The sequence below is a fragment of the Mesopusillimonas faecipullorum genome (genome assembly GCF_020539505.1).
Taxonomy (GTDB): Bacteria; Pseudomonadota; Gammaproteobacteria; order Burkholderiales; family Burkholderiaceae_B; genus Mesopusillimonas; species Mesopusillimonas faecipullorum.
This window is the reverse complement of the sequence record NZ_JACDXW010000002.1, coordinates 144,268-163,511: the sequence shown is the minus strand read 5'-3', so window position 1 is coordinate 163,511 and position 19,244 is coordinate 144,268. Positions and strand designations below refer to the sequence as shown.

Below are 19,244 nucleotides of genomic sequence, written 5' to 3'. Positions count from 1 at the left end.
CTGACTTGGTGAATGTCGTGCCCGACGGCACTCCGGAAGTGAAAATACCCGCTTTGATATCGTGAAAGCGACCTGTGATGCCTAATGTAATCTGATCAGTGCGCCAGTTCGCGCACCTGCCAGCCTTGCTCACCCAGAACGAGTTCACGATCAATGTGGAACTCGTCGGTGCGGACGCTTTCGTCTGCACCAAACTGAATGACAACGTGACCTTCCTGACGCAGGGCTTGCAAGGCATGCCCGAGCGCGGGATCGTCTGCCCAAGGGGCTTTGATAGCGCGCGTAAGCGGCGGCGGAGGCAAGCCCGTAGACAGCTTGCGAAGATCCAGGCTGAAACCCGTAGCGGCGCGTTCGCGCCCAAAAACCTTACCTATGCCGTCGTAGCGACCGCCGCGTACCAAGGCGTCGTGCCAACCTTCGGCATAAATGGAAAACACAACACCTGAGTGGTAACCGTAGCCGCTTCCCTTGTCGGCCAAGTCTATGCTGATGTCATAGCCAGGCAACACCCTGATAAGGGTTTGCAAATCGGCCAGCGCCGCCTGGATACGCGGCAAGGACGGAAGCACTTGCTGCGCACGGGCCAAGACGTCTGGGCCACCGTACAGAAAAGGCAAGGCTCGCAAAGCAGCCAAGGTATCGTCCCGCAAATCGGGCAGACTCGCACACAGGGATTCGATGCCCGGCGCGTCTTTGGTGCCCAACAGCAACGCAAGCTCTTCTTCTTGTCCTTGCAAGGCTGGATCGGCCTCAAACAGGGCTTGCAACACGCCCGGATGATTCAGGTCGAGGCGAGCCTGGGTCACACCCGCTTGCTTCACGCTTTCAAAGGCCATGCGTATGATTTCGATATCGGCCTCTACGCCGGGGTGCCCGTAGACTTCGGCACCTATCTGCAGCAGCTCGCGGTCGGACAACACATCGGCGGGGCGCGCATGCAACACCGCACCACAATAGCAAAGTCGCGTCACGCCTTCGCGATTAAGCAAATGGGCGTCGATACGTGAAATCTGCGGAGTGATGTCGGCACGGACACCCAAGGTGCGACCCGACAATTGATCAATCAATTTGCACGTACGAAGGCCCAGATCGCTGCCGGTTCCAGACAACAAAGAATCGAGGTACTCGACCAACGGGGGTGCCACGAGTTCGTAGCCATAGCTACGATATAAATCCAACAGCTTGCGCCGTAGCTCTTCTATGCGACGAGCCTCGGCAGGCAGGATATCGGCCAGATTTTCCGGCAATAACCAGATAGACATCAAACAGCCCCGAACAGGTCTTCAGTTACCCAAAAAGAAAGCGACTGGGGGGCGTAAGCCCGCCAATCGCTTGCGGTGTGTTTTCAACTTACGGCGTATTGTAGCGCGTTGCGCGCGCAAAACCAACCGCCGTACGCAGCCCCTTTAGGGCTTAACGGGTTCTGCCCCTTTCCAATAGCGGAAGAAATCGGACTCTGGGCTGATAACAAGCACATCGTCTTCGCCGCCGAAAGCACCATCGTAACCTTCCAGACTACGGTAAAAACGATAGAACTCGGGGTTCTTGCCGTATGCGTCAGAATAGATGGACGCCGCTTTGGCATCGCCCTCGCCTCGGATACCTTGCGACTCGGCATAAGCCTTGGCCAGCAGCTCTTGGCGCTGACGATCGGCCTGAGCACGAATTCGTTCGCTATCAGCCGAGCCCGAAGCGCGCAGCCGGTTGGCTTCTTCCTTGCGTTCGGCTTCCATGCGTCTATACACCGACTCGGAAATCTCGGGTACAAACTCGATGCGGCGCAACCGTACGTCGACGACTTCAACGCCCAAAGGCTTGGCGCGCTTGTCTACGTTTTCCAGCACTTCGGACATAATGGCCGCACGTTCGCTGGACACGACTTCTTTGACAGTACGCACGTTGACCGATGCGTTAAGGGCATCGCGAATCTGTGCGCCCAAGCGTTCTTCAGCCGCACGAGTATTGTTGCCGAAGGTGACGTAGAACTGGCGGGGATCAACAATGCGCCACTTGACGAAAGAGTCGATCAGCAAGTTCTTTTTCTCGGCCGTCTGGATACGCTCGGGATCTTTGGTTTCTATGGTTTGCAGACGCTTGTCGAGGAAGACCACGTTCTGCAAAGGAGGAGGAAGCTTGAAATACAAGCCTGGCTCGGTAATGGTTTCTTTGACCTCGCCCAGTGCAAACACCAGGGCCGCGTCTTTTTCTTTGACGACGAATACGCAAGAAGACGCCACGACCAGCAGGACGACCAGGCCGATCAAGTAAGGCAACAATCGATTCATGACAGGCTCCGGTATTAGCGTGAATAGGGATTGGTGAGATCGCCGTTGGACGATGCACCAGAACCATACAGACCACTTCCGGAAGAACGCGGCGCCGGCGTACCAGTACCGCCCTGCTGAACCTGCTTGGCACCGCCGGTGGCGGCGCGCTCGGCCTGCGCTTCTGGGCTGCTGTTTGCAGCTTCAGCCGCCACACGCCCGGCGATTTTATCGAGCGGCAAGTACAGCATATTGTTGCCCTCGGCGGTATCCAGCAATACCTTGCCCGAACGCTGCAAGACGGAGTGCATGGTGTCGAGGTACATGCGGTCACCGGTGACTTCAGGCGCCTTCACGTACTCACCTTCCACACTCAGGAAGCGCGCGGTATCACCCTGAGCGTCCCCCACCACCTTGGCGCGATAACCCTCGGCCTCTTGAAGCATACGGGCTACCTGACCTTGGGTTTCAGGCAGAACACGGCTGGCGTAAGCATTACCTTCGTTGATCAGACGCTCGCGATCTTGACCTGCCTTGACGGCATCGTCGAACGCTGCTTGAACTTGCTCGGGCGGCTGCACGTTCTGGATAGCCACGGTACTGATCTGGATGCCGGTTTTATAGCGATCGAGAATCTGTTGCGCTGAACGCAACACGCGTGCGGCAATCTCGGTACGACCGGAATACAACACGGAATCCATGGGCTGCTGGCCAACGACTTCGCGCATGGCGGTGTCTACGGCCTGGCGCACGGATTCGTCGGGATGCACCGTTTTGAAGAGATAGTCGGGCGCGCCTTCAGGATTCAGGCGATATTGCACGACGAACTGAACGTCAACGATGTTTTCGTCGGTCGTCAGCATCAGTGACTCGGGCAATACCTTATTGCGCACGCTACCCCGATAACCCACCTCGAAGGTGCGAAGCTGAGCAATATTGACGACTTGATCGGCTTCTATGGGATACGGCATACGCCATTGCAGGCCTGGCGTCAGGGTTTTGACGTACTTGCCAAAGCGCGTCACAACAGCTACCTGGCCTTCCTGCACGATGAGAAAGCCGCTAGCCAGCCACAACAGCACCAATACCAGCAGGCCTACGACGAACATTTTGGGCGAGCCTTTAGGAAGCGAGGCACCACCACCCCCACCACCTTGGCCGTTGCCGCCACGCCCACCTCGCCCGAAGACATTCCCCAGGCGATTGTTGAAATCTCTCCAGACTTCGTCTAGATCGGGCGAGCCCGGGCGGTTGCCAGCTGGGCGACGCGGCGGTTCGGAATCATTCTTCCCGCCGTTTTTACCCCAGCCCGGATCATTCAGGTTGTATATCTTCGACATCAAGCGCATCATCTCTCGCTAATTGACCGACTTCGACGATCGCCCCACGCAAACCATCCAGCCCGGCCCGCCCCAGGGCGCTAACAAATACTCGCGCAATGGTACCATGTTCATCGCGCTCGACTCGGGGCTCAAGCCCCACCATATCTATTTTGTTATAAACCGGAATCACCGGAATTTTATCGGCACCGATATCAGTCAACACTTTATTGACTTCTTGAATGTGCTCATCGCGCTGAGGACTGGAAGCGTCGATCACGTGCAAGAGCAAATCGGCATGCACCGTTTCTTCAAGGGTGGCCCTGAACGCGGCAATCAGCGTGGGCGGCAAATCGCGAATAAAACCCACGGTATCCGACACCACGACTTGGCCCGCTCCCTCTATCCATAAACGACGCGTGGTGGTGTCCAGCGTAGCAAACAACTGATCTGCCGCATAGGCGCCCGCACGCGTCAAAGCGTTGAACAAAGTAGATTTGCCCGCATTGGTGTAGCCCACCAAAGACACAGACAAAGCGCCTCCGCGTGCACGCGCACGACGCTGTGTTACACGTTGGCGTTGAGCCTTGTCCAACCTTTCTTTCAGTGCGCGCACGCGATCCCCGATCATGCGCTTGTCCATCTCAAGCTGGGATTCACCCGGCCCTCGCATGCCTATCCCGCCGCGCTGGCGCTCCAGGTGAGTCCACATACGCGTCAGACGCGTGACCAGGTGCTGCAGCTGGGCTAGCTCAACCTGCAACTTACCTTCGTGACTTTTGGCGCGCAGCGCAAAAATATCCAGAATCAGTGCGACGCGATCCACTACCCGCAGACTGAACTCACGCTCTAGGTTGCGCTGTTGTGCGGGCGACAGAGGCTGATCGAACAACACCAGATCAACGTCGTGTTCGGCAGCCAGCGCTACCGCCTCTTCAAGCTTGCCTTTACCTATGAAATACTTGGCATCCGGACGATCACGCTTGACGCGAATGCTGGCCATGACTTGAGCACCAGCCCCCTCGGCAAGCATGACAAACTCTTCTGCATGAGCGGCGTAGTCGGCGTCGCCCATGTCCACGCTGATGATCAGCACCTTCATGACTTGTTTCCGGTCATAGAACGATCGTATGTCTGCCGCATAAAGCAAAGCACCCGCCCAGCCATGAAGGCCGGCGGGTAGCTGTCATAAAACTTGAGCCCGCAGTTGCGCGCAAACGGCTTATTCGTCAACTTCTTGCTGGAAGTTGACAGGACGCGACGGCACCACGGTAGAAATGGCGTGCTTGTACACCATTTGAGTAACAGTGTTTCGCAACAGAACCACGTATTGGTCGAAGGATTCGATTTGACCTTGTAGCTTGATACCATTGACCAAGTAGATGGATACGGGCACGTGTTCCTTGCGCAAGGCGTTCAGGAACGGATCTTGTAGTATTTGCCCTTTATTGCTCATTGGTTAGACTCCAATTGCGTTGTTATTGAAAACTGCTAAGAGGGATACTTTACAGGGTTTTCCCCCACTCCGCCATGCAAGCTTGGCGGTCAGTGCCATTATTTTGTCACCGAGCCCTTCTTGAGACTGCACAAACCACAGCAGGTTCCATGTTTTGGGAAAAGAAATTCCGCAGACCAGGCAAAATGGGCTGAAATACAGGCCTGAGAAACAGCAATCAGGGCTTCAGAAGCTCGCGCAAGGCATCACCAAGACGCCGGCACTCTGCAGGCGTACCCACTGTTATGCGTAGAAAATTTTCTATGCGCGGCGCAGAGAAGCGACGCACCAAGATGTGCTTTTGGCGCAGTGCTGCGGCAAGGTCGGCGCCTGCATGCTGAGGATGACGGGCAAAAACAAAATTGGCCAAGCTGGGCAGCACCTGGAAACCCAGCTCGTTAAGGTCTTCGACCAGTGTTTCACGCGCTTGCATAATGGCTTGCCGCGTATGCTCGAAATACTCGCGATCATTAAAAGCCGCTGTCGCCCCAACCTGCGCAACTCTATCCAGCGGGTAGGAATTAAAGCTGTCTTTAACACGTACCAGGCCTTCTATAAGCTGCGGGCTGCCCAAGGCATAGCCCACGCGCAAGCCTGCCAGTGAGCGTGACTTGGAGAAGGTGTGAATCACCAGGATATTGTCGTGCTCGGCCAACAACGCCACCGCCGATTCGGCGCCGAATTCGACATAGGCTTCGTCGACGACGATAAGGGTATCGGGCCGGCCTTGTGCCAGGCGCCGAATGTCGTCCAAAGGCAAAGTGATGCCGGTGGGCGCATTCGGATTGGCGAAAATAATGGCTGCAGGCTCTACGCCGAAATCAGCCAGATAGTCGTCAACTTCAATACGAAAATCGTCTGCCAGGGGGACCAACTTCTGGGGCACATCGTACAGCTGACTGTAGGTGCGATAAAAGCTGTAGGTGATGTCCGGCATCAACACCGGGCGCCCTGCCCTCAGGAAAAACCCATGAAACACGTGCGCCAAGACCTCGTCGGAACCATTACCGATGAACACTTGCTCGGGTTTCAAGCCCCAGCCGTGTGCCAGCGAGGCCCGCAGTTCCGACGATTCGGGATCGGGATACAAGCGCAGACCATCGTTGATGCACGCTTGCATGGCTGCCACCGCCTTAGGCGATGGACCGTAGGGGTTCTCGTTGGTGTTCAGCTTGAGCAGATCAGCCACCTTAGGCTGCTCGCCCGGCACGTAGGGCAAAAGTTGCGCTACGTGATCGCTCCAGAAACGGCTCACTCAATCACCTTGGACATAAGGATTATGTGAAGACTTGAATTCGATGCGCAAGGGCGTGCCATCCAACTTGAACACCTCGCGGAATCGAGCTTCGAGATAGCGCTTGTAAGAATCCGACACCCCTTCGAGCGCATTGCCGTGCACCACGATGAGCGGCGGATTCTGCCCACCTTGGTGAGCGTAGCGCATCTTGGGCCGAAAAATGCCTTTACGCGGTGGCGGTTGCTGCGCCACAGCGTCGTGCAGCACGCGAGTTAGCCTGGGGGTGGAAAGCTTGGAAAACGCCGCCTTATGTGCGGCATTGACCGCGCGAAGCACGGCAGGGATGCCCTGCCCTTTCAGGGCGGAGATAGTGAGTATCTGGGCAAAGCTCAAGAAGCGCAGCTTGTGCTCGAGTTCCTTGCGTACGCGCTCTCGGCGCTCTGCGGAAAGACCATCCCACTTATTGATCACCACCACCACGGCACGACCGGATTCGACAACGAAGCCCGCGATATGAGCGTCCTGATCGGAAATATCAGCCTGAGCGTCAAGCAACAAAACCACTACGTTGCAAGCTTCGATGGCTTGCAAGGTTTTGATGACCGAGAATTTTTCTATGGCTTCGAATACTTTACCCCGCCGACGCAAACCTGCCGTGTCGATCAAGGTATAAGACTTGTCGCCTTTCTCGAAGGGTATCTCGATCGCATCACGCGTGGTGCCCGGCATATCGAAGGCAATGACGCGCTCTTCACCAAGCAAAGCGTTAACAAGGGTAGACTTGCCCACATTAGGGCGACCGACAATAGCCAGTTTGATACGATGGTCGGCGACCTCTTCGGTCGCTTCTTCAGACTCAGCAGGCGCTTCTTGTTCGTTGCCTTCTTGCTCGACCTCATCGTCGGCAAGCACACTTGCTTGATCGGCGTAAGCGGCGCTGACATCGGGCAGGTGCGATAAGGCGTCTGCCATGAGTTCGCCCACGCCATCGCCGTGCGAAGCTGAAATCGCGAAAGGCTCGCCCAAGCCCAGTTCGTGGAACTCCATGACTGAAGCAGCATGGCGCATGCCCTCGGCCTTATTGACGGCCAGCAGCACTGGCCGACCGATACGGCGCAACAAGGCGGCAATGTCATGGTCCTGCGCACTGATACCGGCACGCGCATCGACCAGAAAAATAATGACGTCAGCTTCGGCGATAGCCTGCTGAGTTTGGCGCGCCATCTCGACGACGACGCCCTCTTTAGCCACGGGTTCGAAGCCGCCGGTATCTACTACCAGATACGGACGGTCGCCCAAGCGCCCTTCGCCGTAGTGACGATCGCGGGTCAGGCCGGGAAAGTTGGCGACCAACGCCGCCCGCGAACGGGTGAGACGGTTGAAGAGCGTGGATTTGCCAACGTTGGCGCGCCCAACCAGCGCGACAACGGGTTTAAACGTGGTCTGTTTCAATTCACACCAATGAGTGCCAAGTTACCACTGCCGGTTTGCACCAGCACGCCACGATCAGTGGCCAAAGGTGGAGAGACGATGGCGCCACCGCCTAGCTGGGTACGGCCCAGCAGCGCGCCATCAGTACGTGCCAGCACGTGAACATAGCCTTGATAATCGCCTACCAGAATGCCGGGCGCCACGACCGCAGGAGAGGTCAGGCGTCGATTACGCAGGTCGGCCTGGCTCCAGGTGGGCTCGCCTGTTTCAATTTGGAAAGCATGAACCACGCTGGTTTGATTGGCGGCGTAAACATTGACGCGATCACTGCCCAAACCGGTCGTGCTGGAAAAAGGTTGCTCCCAAAGGGGGTAACCGCCCTGCGCAACGTTAAAGCAAGTGATGTTGCCTTGATACGCCACGCCGCAAAGTATGGGGCCTTGCGCCTGGGGTTCGCCGACGATGTCGCTGATGCGCTCAAGGTCGGTGGCGCCGCGAGAGATCGAGACGATACCCTCCCATTGTACAGAGCCATCTTGGGCGCCAATCGCAATCAGTCGGCCATTGGGCAAGCCCGATATGACCAGACCTTCGATGATGATCATGCGCATATTGGTCTTGAGCGCCAAGGCGGGCCCGGGCCGCTGGACGTTCCAGATAGCTTCGCCGGTTTCCGCGTCGAAGGCCTGGATACGATAATCGCTGCTGCGCACGACAACTACGCCCGCGCCAACCGCAGGAGGGATATCTACCCGACCGGTTGCGCGCGTACGCCATTTTTCGTTGCCATTATCGTCAAAGGCAATGATGGAACCATCGACTGCCGCCACAGCGGTTGTCTGGCCATCGCTACCCACACCCGCAGAGAGGTCGGGCGATATGTTGGCCTGCCACTGAATCGCACCGCTGCTTAAGTCTAGCTTTGTCACCGTGCCATTAGGCGTGGCAGCATAAGCCCAGCCGCCAGCCACAGCTGGCGCAAAGCTACTACCACTGCCCCGGCCTACGGAAGCCGTCCAGATGACATTTACCGATGCGCCTGGCGCATATTCGGTAAGCGGACTGGGCTCGTAGCGTGCATCTTTGGACGAAAACATGCTGCAACCCGCCAGCGCCGCCACCGTGGCGCTCAGTGCCAGGTTCCGTATGACACGCAAGGGTCGATGAATACGCTTGGACATCAGATCAGGCTCCACGGCTGGCATCGAGTTTAAGTTCGATAACGGATTGCAAGGGATCGTTTTTCAGACCAGCCATGGCAGCTTCCCAGGCCGTGCGGGCTTCTTCCATCTTACCCTGTGCGGCAAGCACGTCGCCACGACGATCATCAAAGAGCGCCACGAAGGCTGCGGGGGGGTTCTGCAGCTGGGCTAAAGCCTCATCGTACTGCGATTGCGCCATGAGCAGACCAGCCAAGCGCAGTTGCGCCACGGGCACCAAAGCGGAATCTTTGCCGTTCTTGACCAGCCATTCAAGCTGCTCGCGCGCCGCATCGGGTTCGCCCCGAGCTTGCAGAACTTGAGCCGCCACCAGCACCCCTCGGGAGGTATAACCCGAAGAAGGAAAGTCGGCACGTAAAGTAGCGCTGGCAGCCTTGAGCCTGCCTACCGCATCTTCGTCCTGCTCGGCTACGGCGGTTTCAAGCGCTTCAAAGTAGCTCATGGCTTGGGCTGCCTGGTGGTTTTGATACCACTGCCAGCCTCTCCAGCTCGCCAAAACGGCAACTGTCACACACACAATAACGACGCACAGAGTACCGTAGCGGTCCCACCATGCCTTGAGTGCGTCGAGCTTCTCCTGTTCTTCTAGATCGTATGCCATGCTTTTATTTAAACCTTTTGCTTACATCTGGATTGCAAAAATTCTACCAGTTGACCGAACGGCATCTCTTGCTGCTGCTCTTGATTGTCGGCTTGTTCTTGACGCAGCCATTTCACACTGGCGCGCCCGCTTTGCAGCTCTGCGTCCCCCAAGATAACCGCAGCTGCAGCGCCGCTGAGATCGGCACGTTTGAACTGAGCCTTGAAACCAGAGGGACCGGCATGCACCATGACCTTGAGCCCGGCGTCGCGCAGAAGCTCAGCCAAACGCATAGCCTGCCGCTGGGCCGCTTCGGACTGATGGACGAAGTAGACATCGCATTCAGCCGGCGTATCGTAGCTAGCGTCTTGCTCCCAGAGGTCAAGCAAACGCTCCATGCCGATGGCAAAGCCTACGGCAGGGGCCGGCTTGCCGCCCAACAACTCTAGCAAGCCGTCATAACGACCGCCGCCACATACCGTGCCTTGGGCGCCCAGTCTGTCGGTTGTCCACTCGAAAACGGTCAGGTTGTAGTAATCGAGCCCGCGCACCAGACGTGGGTTGAGCGTGTAGCTGATGCCGGCGTCGTGCAAGCGTTCGCAAACCCCATCGAAATGCGCGCGCGATTGTTCGCCCAGAAAGTCAAACAGACGTGGCGCGCTGTTGGCCATTTCTTGCATGGCGGGGTTCTTGGTGTCTAGCACACGCAAGGGATTGGTGTGCATGCGTCGACGCGCCTCTTCGTCAAGTACGTCGATGTGGGTTTCGAGGTGCGCCACCAGGGCTTGGCGATGGGCTGCACGCTCTTCGGGCAAGCCCAGCGAATTCAGCTCGAGGCGTACGTCTTTCAGACCCAAAAGTTTCCACAGACGCGCCAACATCAGAATCAACTCGGCATCGACGTCCGGCCCGGCAAACCCCAAGGCTTCGACGTCGATCTGGTGAAACTGCCGATAGCGCCCACGCTGGGGCCGCTCATGACGGAAAACCGGGCCCATGGCATAGACACGCTGTGGGCGCTCGTACAACAGGTTGTGCTCTATCGTGGCACGCACCATACCGGCTGTAAACTCGGGCCGCATCGTCAGCATGTCGCCGTTAAGCGCATCGGTAAACGAATACATTTCTTTTTCGACGATGTCGGTGACTTCGCCTATGCCGCGTGCAAACAGGCGCGTGTGCTCGAGTACAGGCGCACGCAAATTGCGGTAACCGTAGGCTGCCAGCCAATCGCGCACGATGGCCTCTAGGTGCTCCCAGCGCGCGCTTTCGCCCGGCAGGATATCTTTCATGCCGGTAATGGCACTGACTTTTTTGAACGACTGCTGTTGACTCATGGGGAGGGAGATAAATCCGTGGGCGCCGCCTGGCCTGAACCATAACGACGTTCGATGTAATTTTCCACGATGGTCTGGAACTCTTGTGCTATGCCGTCGCCTTTCAGCGTCAGCACACGTTTGCCATCAATGAAAACAGGTGCAGAGGGGATTTCACCGGTACCTGGCAGACTAATCCCGATATCAGCATGACGGCTTTCTCCTGGTCCGTTGACGACGCAGCCCATGACGGCCACGTTCATACTCTCGACCCCGGGATAACGCGTGCGCCAGATAGGCATTTGATCGCGCAGATAGGACTGAATACTGTCGGCCAGCTCTTGGAATACCGTGCTGCTGGTACGACCACAACCAGGACAAGCCACCACCATGGGCGTAAAGGCACGCATACCCATGGTCTGTAGAATTTCCTGGGCCACCACCACTTCTCGCGTGCGGTCGCCACCCGGCTCGGGCGTGAGGGAAATGCGTATGGTGTCGCCTATGCCCTCTTGCAGCAGAACGGCCAGCGCGGCGGTAGAGGCCACGATGCCTTTGCTACCCATGCCGGCTTCGGTAAGCCCCAAATGCACGGGGTAGTCGCAACGCCTGGAGAGTTCGCGATAGACGGTAATAAGATCTTGAACGTGGCTGACTTTGCAAGAGAGCACAATAGCATCCCCAGCCAAGCCTAGGCTTTCAGCACGCTGCGCGTTGCTGATGGCCGATACAACCAGCGCTTCGCGCATGACGGCCTGCGCCGGCCAGGGTTGGGCGCGCCGCCCGTTCTCGTCCATCATGCGGGCCATCAGCTCTTGATCCAGGCTGCCCCAGTTGACCCCTATGCGCACAGGCTTTTCGTAACGACAAGCCACTTCTATCATTTGCGCGAAATTGTCTTCGCGTTTTTTGCCGCCGCCCATATTGCCAGGGTTGATGCGGTACTTGGACAAGGCCTGGGCGCACTCTGGAAACTGCGTCAGCAGTTTATGGCCGTTGTAGTGGAAATCGCCCACCAAAGGCACATGAACACCCATACGATCCAGCTGCTCGCGTATGGCTGGCACTTCGTGCGCGGCTTCCGGCGTATTCACGGTAATCCGCACCAGCTCGGAACCCGCCAAAGCCAACTGCTTGACCTGTATGGCCGTCGCCACCGCATCGGCGGTGTCGGTGTTGGTCATGGATTGCACCGCGACAGGCGCGTCGCCGCCGATGGCAACCACCTTATCGCGCCAAACTATCTTGGCTTGACGAGTGAGTCGGCGCGGCGTAGGCCCATGGCTAACGCCGGGCAGGCAAGCACCTGCGGAAGACAATATGTCATTCATGGCTGCGAAACGTCATTGAACCATTGAGAGACCAGCCAGGACTCTGGCAGCCAACCACGGTCAAGCGCATAGAAAAGGACCACCAACACCAGCACCAAAACGATGAACATCCAGCCCCAACTGCCGCGGCTGGAGCGCGGCTTTTCCATGGAACCCATGGAGCGCGCAGCGGGACTGGAAGCCAGTGTCTGATGCGAAAGATGGCCTTGCTGGGTACTCGCATCCAGCAAGACCGCCAGAGCTTCAGCGTCGGTTTCTAGAAGGCGAGCGTAATTTTTGACCAAACCACGCAAGGGCAAGCCCTTGGGCAAGGCCTGCCAGTTCTCGGCCTCCAGGGCTTCGATCTGACGAGGCGAAAATTTCAAACGGGCTGAAACAGCCGCAACACTAAGAGATTTGCTTTCGCGCAGGCTACGCAGCGTAGGCCCCAGCCCTTGAGGTGCCGCCGGGGCTGATGATGACGCAAGGGTGTCGTCCTGCTTCATGCGTGTTCCTGACGAAGTGTGATAACCCCCAACCCCCGACGCTGCTCAACGCGGGTGCGGTCCTGGACATCGCCAGCCAACTGCCCACATGCAGCGGCGATATCATCGCCGCGCGTCTTGCGCACCGTGGTGATCACGCCACCTTCCATCAGGCGATTGGCGAACTGGCGCACTCTTTCAGAGGATGAGCGTTTGAGCCCGGACTGCGGAAAGGGATTAAATGGAATCAGATTGAACTTGCAACGCACCTGACGCGCAATCGCCAGGAGTTCGTTGATGTGCTGGTCGTGATCGTTGACACCCTCAAGCATGATGTACTCGAAAGTGACGAAATCGCGAGGCGCATGCTCTAGGTAGCGATTGCAGGCAGCGATAAGCTCGGCCAGCGGGTGCTTGCGGTTCAATGGCACCAACTTGTCGCGCAAAGCATCGTTAGGCGCATGCAGCGAAACCGCAAGCGCGACAGGACAGTCGCGCGCAAGGCGGTCCATCATGGGCACAACACCAGAAGTGGAGACCGTGACGCGCCGGCGCGACAAGCCATAGGCATCGTCGTCAAGCATGAACTTCAAGGCAATAACAAGGTTGTCGTAGTTGAGCAGGGGTTCGCCCATGCCCATCATGACCACATTGCTGATGACTCTTTCGGGGGCTTGAATAGCCCCTGTTTGATCACCAAGCCGCGCTTGCGCAGGCTCGGCTTGCAGCATGCGGCGCGCATGCCACAGTTGGGCAATGATTTCACCCGCATTGAGGTTGCGGCTGAAACCCTGATAACCCGTGGAGCAGAACGGACAGCCCACCGTACAACCCGCTTGACTGGACACGCAAAGCGTACCGCGATCGTCTTCGGGAATAAAAACGGTTTCAACGGCGTTGCCGCCGCCCACATCGAAAAGCCACTTGTGGGTGCCGTCTGTCGAACGCTGCTCAGCACTGACCGCAGGTGCCTGAATAATGCAACTTTGCGCCAGCTTCTGACGAAAATCCTTGGCCAGGTCGGTCATTTCGTCGAAGTTGTCGACCCCGCGCTGGTGCATCCAGCGCTTGAGTTGACGCGCCCGAAAAGGCTTGCCGCCCCACTGAGCCACCAGCGCCGCCAATTCGGCGTCGCTGAGGCCCAGCAGATTGATAGGGGTAGCGGTTTGCATAACGGGCTCTTCTAGAACTTCAAGACCTGGCACTACCGGCATTAGCGGCCGTAAACCTGGCTGGCGGGAAAGAAGTAAGCGATCTCAACGGCAGCCGTTTCAGCGGCGTCGGAGCCGTGCACAGCGTTAGCGTCGATGCTATCGGCAAAGTCGGCGCGAATGGTGCCGGGCTCTGCTTTCTTGGGGTCGGTTGCGCCCATCAAGTCGCGGTTCTTTTGGATGGCGCCTTCGCCTTCGAGCACTTGCACGAAAACGGGACCGGAAATCATGAACTCGACCAGATCCTTGAAGAAAGGACGCTCTTTATGCACGGCGTAGAAGCCTTCGGCTTCGGCGCGGGACAATTGCTGCAGGCGAGCAGCGATGACTTTCAGACCAGCCTGCTCGAAGCGGGCGACGATCTGACCGATAGCGTTCTTGGCGACGGCGTCGGGTTTGATGATGGAAAGCGTGCGTTCAATTGCCATGAGAAGTCCAAAAGTAAAAAAACAGCCCTTGTTTCTTGGTTTTGGCCATGACCTGGACTTTTGGTTCCGCCCTGAGGGGCCGGCACCGCCCGCCAAGCAGGCCAACTAGCTAAACCTTAAAGGATCAACCAGCCTTTACCAATAAATTTTTCAATAAAAACAAAGACTTCAACAAAGTTTTCGGTAACCCGGCATTTTAGCACGCCCATGCGACTGCGCTCCATCATAAAATGGTGGGCTTGTCTGAAAGTTTTCCGGCCTTTTTGGCTGCCCCCTACTCTTTTGCCATGACCACTGAATCCGACGCAACCGCCTCCGCCCAACTGTCCAAGAGCTTCGACCCCCAAGAAATCGAAAAACGCTGGTATGCGTATTGGGAGTCCAAAGGCTGCTTCAAAAGCGGCCAACATGTCGAACCCACCGACGGCACCGGTGGTGCGCCCTTCGCCATTCAGTTCCCCCCTCCCAATGTCACCGGCACCTTGCACATGGGCCATGCGTTCAACCAAACCGTCATGGACGGCCTGGTGCGCTACCACCGCATGCGCGGCTACGACACCGCATTCATTCCGGGCACCGATCACGCCGGCATCGCCACACAGATTGTGGTCGAGCGGCAGCTCGATGCCCAAAATATTTCGCGCCACGATTTAGGACGTGAGAAATTCCTCGAAAAGGTGTGGGCCTGGAAAGAACAATCCGGCAGCGCCATTACTCAACAATTCCGCAGGCTGGGCTCTTCCGCCGACTGGGATCGCGAGTACTTCACCATGGACGCGCAAATGTCGCGCGGCGTGGTCGAAACCTTTGTTCGTCTCTACGAGCAGGGTCTCATTTATCGCGGCAAACGCCTGGTCAACTGGGATCCCGTTCTAGGCACCGCTGTTTCCGACCTCGAAGTCGTCAGCGAGGAAGAAGACGGCCATATGTGGGAGATTCGCTACCCTTTGGCCCAGCCTCAAGGCGAACTCACTCACCTGGTCGTCGCCACCACACGCCCGGAAACCATGCTGGGCGACGTGGCCGTTATGGTCCACCCCGAAGACGAACGCTATGCCGACCTGATTGGCCAGTTCGTGGTTTTGCCTCTGTGCAACCGCCAGATCCCCATCATCGCCGACGCTTACGTTGATCCAGCCTTCGGTACCGGCGTGGTCAAGGTCACGCCCGCACACGACTTCAACGACTACGCTGTTGGCCAACGCCATCAGCTGCCCCAGATCAGCATTCTGACGCTGGATGCGCATATCAATGATGAAGCCCCCGAGGCTTATCGCGGCCTGGAACGTTTCGCCGCACGCAAGCAGATCGTGGCCGACCTCGAAGCGCAAGACCTGCTGGCGGCCATCAAACCCCACAAACTGATGGTGCCACGCGGCGACCGCACCAACACCGTCATCGAGCCCATGCTGACCGACCAGTGGTTCGTTGCCATGAGCAAACCAGCTCCCGAAGGCACTCTCAACCCCGGTAAAAGCATCACGCAGGTAGCCCTGGATGCCGTGGCCGATGGTCGCATCACCTTCCACCCCGAGAACTGGAAAACCACCTACGATCAGTGGCTCAACAACATTCAAGATTGGTGTATTTCGCGTCAGCTCTGGTGGGGCCATCAGATTCCGGCCTGGTATGCCCAAGACGGTAGAATTTTCGTCGCTCACTCGGAAGAAGAAGCTTTGCGCCAAGCTCGTGAAGCCAGTGTTGAAGGCCCTCTTACACGCGATGAAGATGTTCTTGATACCTGGTTCTCGTCCGCGCTCGTGCCCTTTACCGACCTGGGTTGGCCGCAAGTCACGCCCGACCTTAACCGCTACCTGCCTTCCAGCGTGCTGGTTACCGGCTTTGACATCATTTTCTTCTGGGTTGCGCGCATGGCGATGATGAGCCTGCACATGACAGGCCAGGTGCCCTTCCGCGACGTTTACGTGCACGGCTTGATATGCGATCAAGACGGCAAGAAGATGAGCAAGTCCAAGGGCAACACCATAGACCCCGTCGATCTGATCGACGGCATAGGCCTGGACGCCCTGCTCGAAAAGCGCACCTCGGGCTTGATGAACCCCAAGCAAGCACAAAGCATACGCAAGAAAACCTCCAAAGACTTCCCCGATGGTTTCCCTGCCTACGGCACCGATGCCTTGCGATTCACCATGGCCGCCTATGCCACGCTGGGCCGCAATATCAATTTCGACCTCAAGCGCTGCGAAGGCTACCGAAATTTCTGCAACAAGCTCTGGAATGCCACCCGCTTCGTGCTGATGAATGTCGAGGGTCACAGCATTGCCCCTGAACTGAACGAGCACACAAGCTTCGCGGATCGCTGGATTCTTAGCTTGCAGCAACAGCTGGCCGCTGATGTCGCACGAGGTTTCGCAGAATACCGCCTCGATAACGTGGCCAACGCGATTTATCGTTTTGTGTGGGACGAATACTGCGACTGGTATCTGGAGCTGGCCAAGGTACAACTGCAAACCGACACCCCCGAGCAGCAAGCCGCCACACGCCGCACACTCATTCAAGTGCTGGAAGCGGTCCTGCGCTTGGCCCACCCCATCATTCCCTTCATCACCGAAGAGCTCTGGCAGGCGGTTTCACTCGCAGCCGGTCGTCGCGAACACACGCAAGACCTTAGCATCAGCGTGCAGCCTTACCCTGTAGCCGACAGCACCCTCCTGTGCACTCAATCAGAGCAGCAAATCGCCCAGCTCAAGGCCCAGGTTGATGCCGTACGCGCCCTGCGCGGCGAAATGAACATTTCCCCCGCCCAACGCGTGCCGCTGATTGCCCGTGGCGATGCCCAGGTGCTCGGGCGCAATCAAGCTTATTTGATGGCCCTGGCCAAGCTATCCGAAGTCAAGGTGGTCGACCAACTACCCGACGAAGGCGCGCCAGTACAGGTGGTAGACACCACCGAGTTGATGCTGCATGTCGAAATCGACGTCGCGGCTGAAACTGCACGCCTTGAAAAAGAAGTCGCTCGCCTGGAGGGCGAAATCACCAAAGCGCAAGCCAAGCTGTCAAACGCCAGTTTTGTCGAGCGCGCCCCGGCTACAGTCGTCGCGCAGGAAAAAGAGCGTGTGGCACAGTTCGGCCAAACGCTGGAGAAAGTCAGAGAGCAATTGGCTCGTTTATCAAAACGAAGCTGATACGCTGAGTGCGAGGCTGGCTCATTCATGAGCCAGCCGCCCCTATACAGGCCTATCGTTCAGTTTGGCTCAAACCCGCCAAAAAAGCCTCATCGTGCTTGCTAAGCAAGCCCTGCTCGCGCGCGCGCTCCAGCAGATCAGGACGACGCCCCAGCGTCAGAGCCAAAGACTGATCACGACGCCAACGGGCAATGCGAGCATGATGCCCACTTAGCAATTCAGCCGGAACCGCTTCATTTTCATAGATTTCCGGGCGCGTGTAATGCGGGCTATCCAGCAAGCCGGTCAGCGCAGCATTAAAGGAGTCTTGGCGGGCAGATTCAGCATCATTCAAGGCACCCGGAAGCAGGCGCACGACACTATCCATCATCACCATGGCGGGCAGTTCGCCGCCAGACAAAACAAAGTCGCCCAGCGAAACCTCATGCGTCACGCAGCGTTTAATAAAACGCTGATCCACGCCTTCGTAACGACCGCAAACCAGAATGGCGCCCGACCCAGCGGCCCACTCTTGCGCCAGGCCTTGGTTGAACCCTTGCCCCGTTGGACTCAAAAGCACCACGGGCGCATCGTCACCCCTATCCTGCTGGGCAGCCCGCACTGCTTTCTCAAGCGGGCCGGCCATCATCACCATACCCGGGCCACCGCCATAAGGGCGATCGTCCACAGTTCTGTGCACGTCATGCGTGAAATCACGTGGATTCCAGCATTTCAGACGCCACAAGCCCATCTGATGCGCACGACCCGTTACGCCATGCGCACTGAGGGCGTCGAACATATCAGGAAACAAGGTAATGGCGTCATAACGCATAATCAGGTTCCCGAGGAACTGGTAAGGACGGGCGGAGATGCCCCAAAAACCTGGGTGCGAAAGCGCAGATTAGAAATCCGCAGGCCAATCGGTATCGATGCGTCGAGCGGCAAGGTCAACGCTGCGCACGTGCGCTTGCACGAACGGAACCAGCGTCAACTTAGGTTTGCTTGGCTTAACCCCCTCGCCCAAAGCCTCGCTGGAGACAACTTGCTCGACATGCAATACTGCATGCGCGCCGTTATCCGAGACTTCGCGCACCACACCCATGAGCTCGGGCTGGCCGTCTTGTTGACCGTACAGCTCGCAGCCGATAAGGTCTACCCAGTAATACTCTTCTTGATCAGCAGCGGGAAACTGCGCCCGACTGACCCACACCGAATAACCCTTGAGGGCTTCAGAGGCATCGCGCTCATCTATCCCACGAAATTGAGCAATCACGTGATCTGAATGGATGCGACTGGAGAGTACTTCTAGGGCTTGCCAAGAAGCGGGACGAGCTGAAGCTGCCGGCGCGACAGGCGGCGCCAGCCACCAACGCCGAGTTCGCAAAAGCACGTCGGGCTGAGTCGAATGCGGCTTGAGCTTAACCCAGCCGCGCACGCCAAAAGCAGAAACGATGCGGCCAAGCTCGACCAAGTCATCCGGGGTGGAATCAGGCGCGCTCATGCCGCAATCATCATATTGGAAGGTTTAAGCGGCAACTTTAGCCGAGTATTCCTTGACCAGGCGAGCAACGGAAGGCGACAGCTGGGCGCCGTTGTCTGTCCAGTACTTGATGCGATCCAGTGCGATGCGCATATTTTCTTGGCCTTCAGGCGCAACAGGATTGTAAAAACCCACGCGCTCAATGAAGCGGCCATCGCGGCGATTGCGCGAATCGGCAGCAACAAGACTATAAAACGGGCGCTTTTTCGAGCCGCCGCGGGCAAAACGAATCACCACCATAGGTAATCCCTTGAAAATGTTAGTAAAAATAAAGCATTAGATT

General features: G+C 57.4%; 18 protein-coding genes. 1 reads left to right on the top strand and 17 read right to left on the bottom strand.

All coding sequences use genetic code 11. The annotated features are described in order from the left end of the window. Positions 1 to 95: 95 nt before the first annotated feature. From H0484_RS04165 to ndk, 14 genes are all read right to left on the bottom strand, one after another. Positions 96 to 1,262, bottom strand: a complete 1,167-nt coding sequence (locus H0484_RS04165; RefSeq protein WP_226953193.1) for an ATP phosphoribosyltransferase regulatory subunit — start codon at positions 1,260 to 1,262, stop codon at positions 96 to 98. A 144-nt stretch (positions 1,263 to 1,406) separates the two neighbouring features. Next, positions 1,407 to 2,285, bottom strand: coding sequence for a protease modulator HflC (gene hflC, locus H0484_RS04160; protein WP_226953192.1), 879 nt, complete (start codon positions 2,283 to 2,285; stop codon positions 1,407 to 1,409). A gap of 14 nt (positions 2,286 to 2,299) precedes the next feature. After that, positions 2,300 to 3,613, bottom strand: coding sequence for an FtsH protease activity modulator HflK (hflK, locus tag H0484_RS04155; protein ID WP_226953191.1), 1,314 nt, complete (start codon positions 3,611 to 3,613; stop codon positions 2,300 to 2,302). Next, the gene (hflX, locus tag H0484_RS04150) at positions 3,579 to 4,685 is read right to left on the bottom strand and encodes a GTPase HflX (protein ID WP_226953190.1); all 1,107 of its coding nucleotides are present in this window, start codon (positions 4,683 to 4,685) and stop codon (positions 3,579 to 3,581) included. Before hflX ends, hflK begins: the two co-directional genes overlap by 35 nt. A gap of 120 nt (positions 4,686 to 4,805) precedes the next feature. Further along, positions 4,806 to 5,039, bottom strand: coding sequence for an RNA chaperone Hfq (hfq, locus tag H0484_RS04145; RefSeq protein WP_226953189.1), 234 nt, complete (start codon positions 5,037 to 5,039; stop codon positions 4,806 to 4,808). Between the two features lie 217 nt (positions 5,040 to 5,256). Continuing rightward, the gene (gene hisC / locus H0484_RS04140) at positions 5,257 to 6,333 is read right to left on the bottom strand and encodes a histidinol-phosphate transaminase (protein ID WP_226953188.1); all 1,077 of its coding nucleotides are present in this window, start codon (positions 6,331 to 6,333) and stop codon (positions 5,257 to 5,259) included. Further along, complete coding sequence (gene der / locus H0484_RS04135) at positions 6,334 to 7,767, bottom strand: ribosome biogenesis GTPase Der (protein ID WP_226953187.1); 1,434 nt, start codon at positions 7,765 to 7,767, stop codon at positions 6,334 to 6,336. Continuing rightward, positions 7,764 to 8,927 (bottom strand): outer membrane protein assembly factor BamB, encoded by a 1,164-nt coding sequence (gene bamB, locus H0484_RS04130; protein ID WP_226953186.1) that lies wholly within the window; start codon positions 8,925 to 8,927, stop codon positions 7,764 to 7,766. The genes der and bamB overlap by 4 nt, the downstream gene beginning before the upstream one ends. Positions 8,928 to 8,931: 4 nt before the next feature. Beyond that, positions 8,932 to 9,567 (bottom strand): tetratricopeptide repeat protein, encoded by a 636-nt coding sequence (locus H0484_RS04125; RefSeq protein ID WP_226953185.1) that lies wholly within the window; start codon positions 9,565 to 9,567, stop codon positions 8,932 to 8,934. An 8-nt stretch (positions 9,568 to 9,575) separates the two neighbouring features. Further along, entirely contained in the window at positions 9,576 to 10,883 is a 1,308-nt protein-coding gene (hisS, locus tag H0484_RS04120) for a histidine--tRNA ligase (RefSeq protein WP_226953184.1), read from the bottom strand. Next, positions 10,880 to 12,193, bottom strand: a complete 1,314-nt coding sequence (gene ispG / locus H0484_RS04115; RefSeq protein WP_226953183.1) for a flavodoxin-dependent (E)-4-hydroxy-3-methylbut-2-enyl-diphosphate synthase — start codon at positions 12,191 to 12,193, stop codon at positions 10,880 to 10,882. The genes hisS and ispG overlap by 4 nt, the downstream gene beginning before the upstream one ends. Then, positions 12,190 to 12,678, bottom strand: a complete 489-nt coding sequence (locus H0484_RS04110; RefSeq protein WP_226953182.1) for a helix-turn-helix domain-containing protein — start codon at positions 12,676 to 12,678, stop codon at positions 12,190 to 12,192. Before H0484_RS04110 ends, ispG begins: the two co-directional genes overlap by 4 nt. Next, a complete protein-coding gene (gene rlmN / locus H0484_RS04105; RefSeq protein WP_226953181.1) occupies positions 12,675 to 13,829 on the bottom strand; it encodes a 23S rRNA (adenine(2503)-C(2))-methyltransferase RlmN in 1,155 nt (384 codons plus the stop codon). Before rlmN ends, H0484_RS04110 begins: the two co-directional genes overlap by 4 nt. A 41-nt stretch (positions 13,830 to 13,870) precedes the next feature. Beyond that, a complete protein-coding gene (gene ndk, locus H0484_RS04100) occupies positions 13,871 to 14,296 on the bottom strand; it encodes a nucleoside-diphosphate kinase (protein ID WP_226953180.1) in 426 nt (141 codons plus the stop codon). Between the two features lie 287 nt (positions 14,297 to 14,583). Here ndk and H0484_RS04095 point away from each other — a divergent pair, with 287 nt between their 5' ends. Beyond that, positions 14,584 to 17,442 (top strand): valine--tRNA ligase, encoded by a 2,859-nt coding sequence (locus H0484_RS04095; RefSeq protein WP_226953179.1) that lies wholly within the window; start codon positions 14,584 to 14,586, stop codon positions 17,440 to 17,442. 52 nt (positions 17,443 to 17,494) lie between these two features. Here H0484_RS04095 and trmD read toward each other — a convergent pair whose 3' ends face one another. The 3 genes from trmD to rpsP form a co-directional block, all read right to left on the bottom strand. Beyond that, entirely contained in the window at positions 17,495 to 18,253 is a 759-nt protein-coding gene (gene trmD, locus H0484_RS04090) for a tRNA (guanosine(37)-N1)-methyltransferase TrmD (protein WP_226953178.1), read from the bottom strand. Between the two features lie 69 nt (positions 18,254 to 18,322). Next, positions 18,323 to 18,922: a ribosome maturation factor RimM gene (rimM, locus tag H0484_RS04085; protein ID WP_226953177.1), complete on the bottom strand. Its 600-nt coding sequence runs from the start codon at positions 18,920 to 18,922 to the stop codon at positions 18,323 to 18,325. 24 nt (positions 18,923 to 18,946) lie between these two features. Continuing rightward, positions 18,947 to 19,201 (bottom strand): 30S ribosomal protein S16, encoded by a 255-nt coding sequence (gene rpsP, locus H0484_RS04080; RefSeq protein WP_226953176.1) that lies wholly within the window; start codon positions 19,199 to 19,201, stop codon positions 18,947 to 18,949. Positions 19,202 to 19,244: the final 43 nt, after the last annotated feature.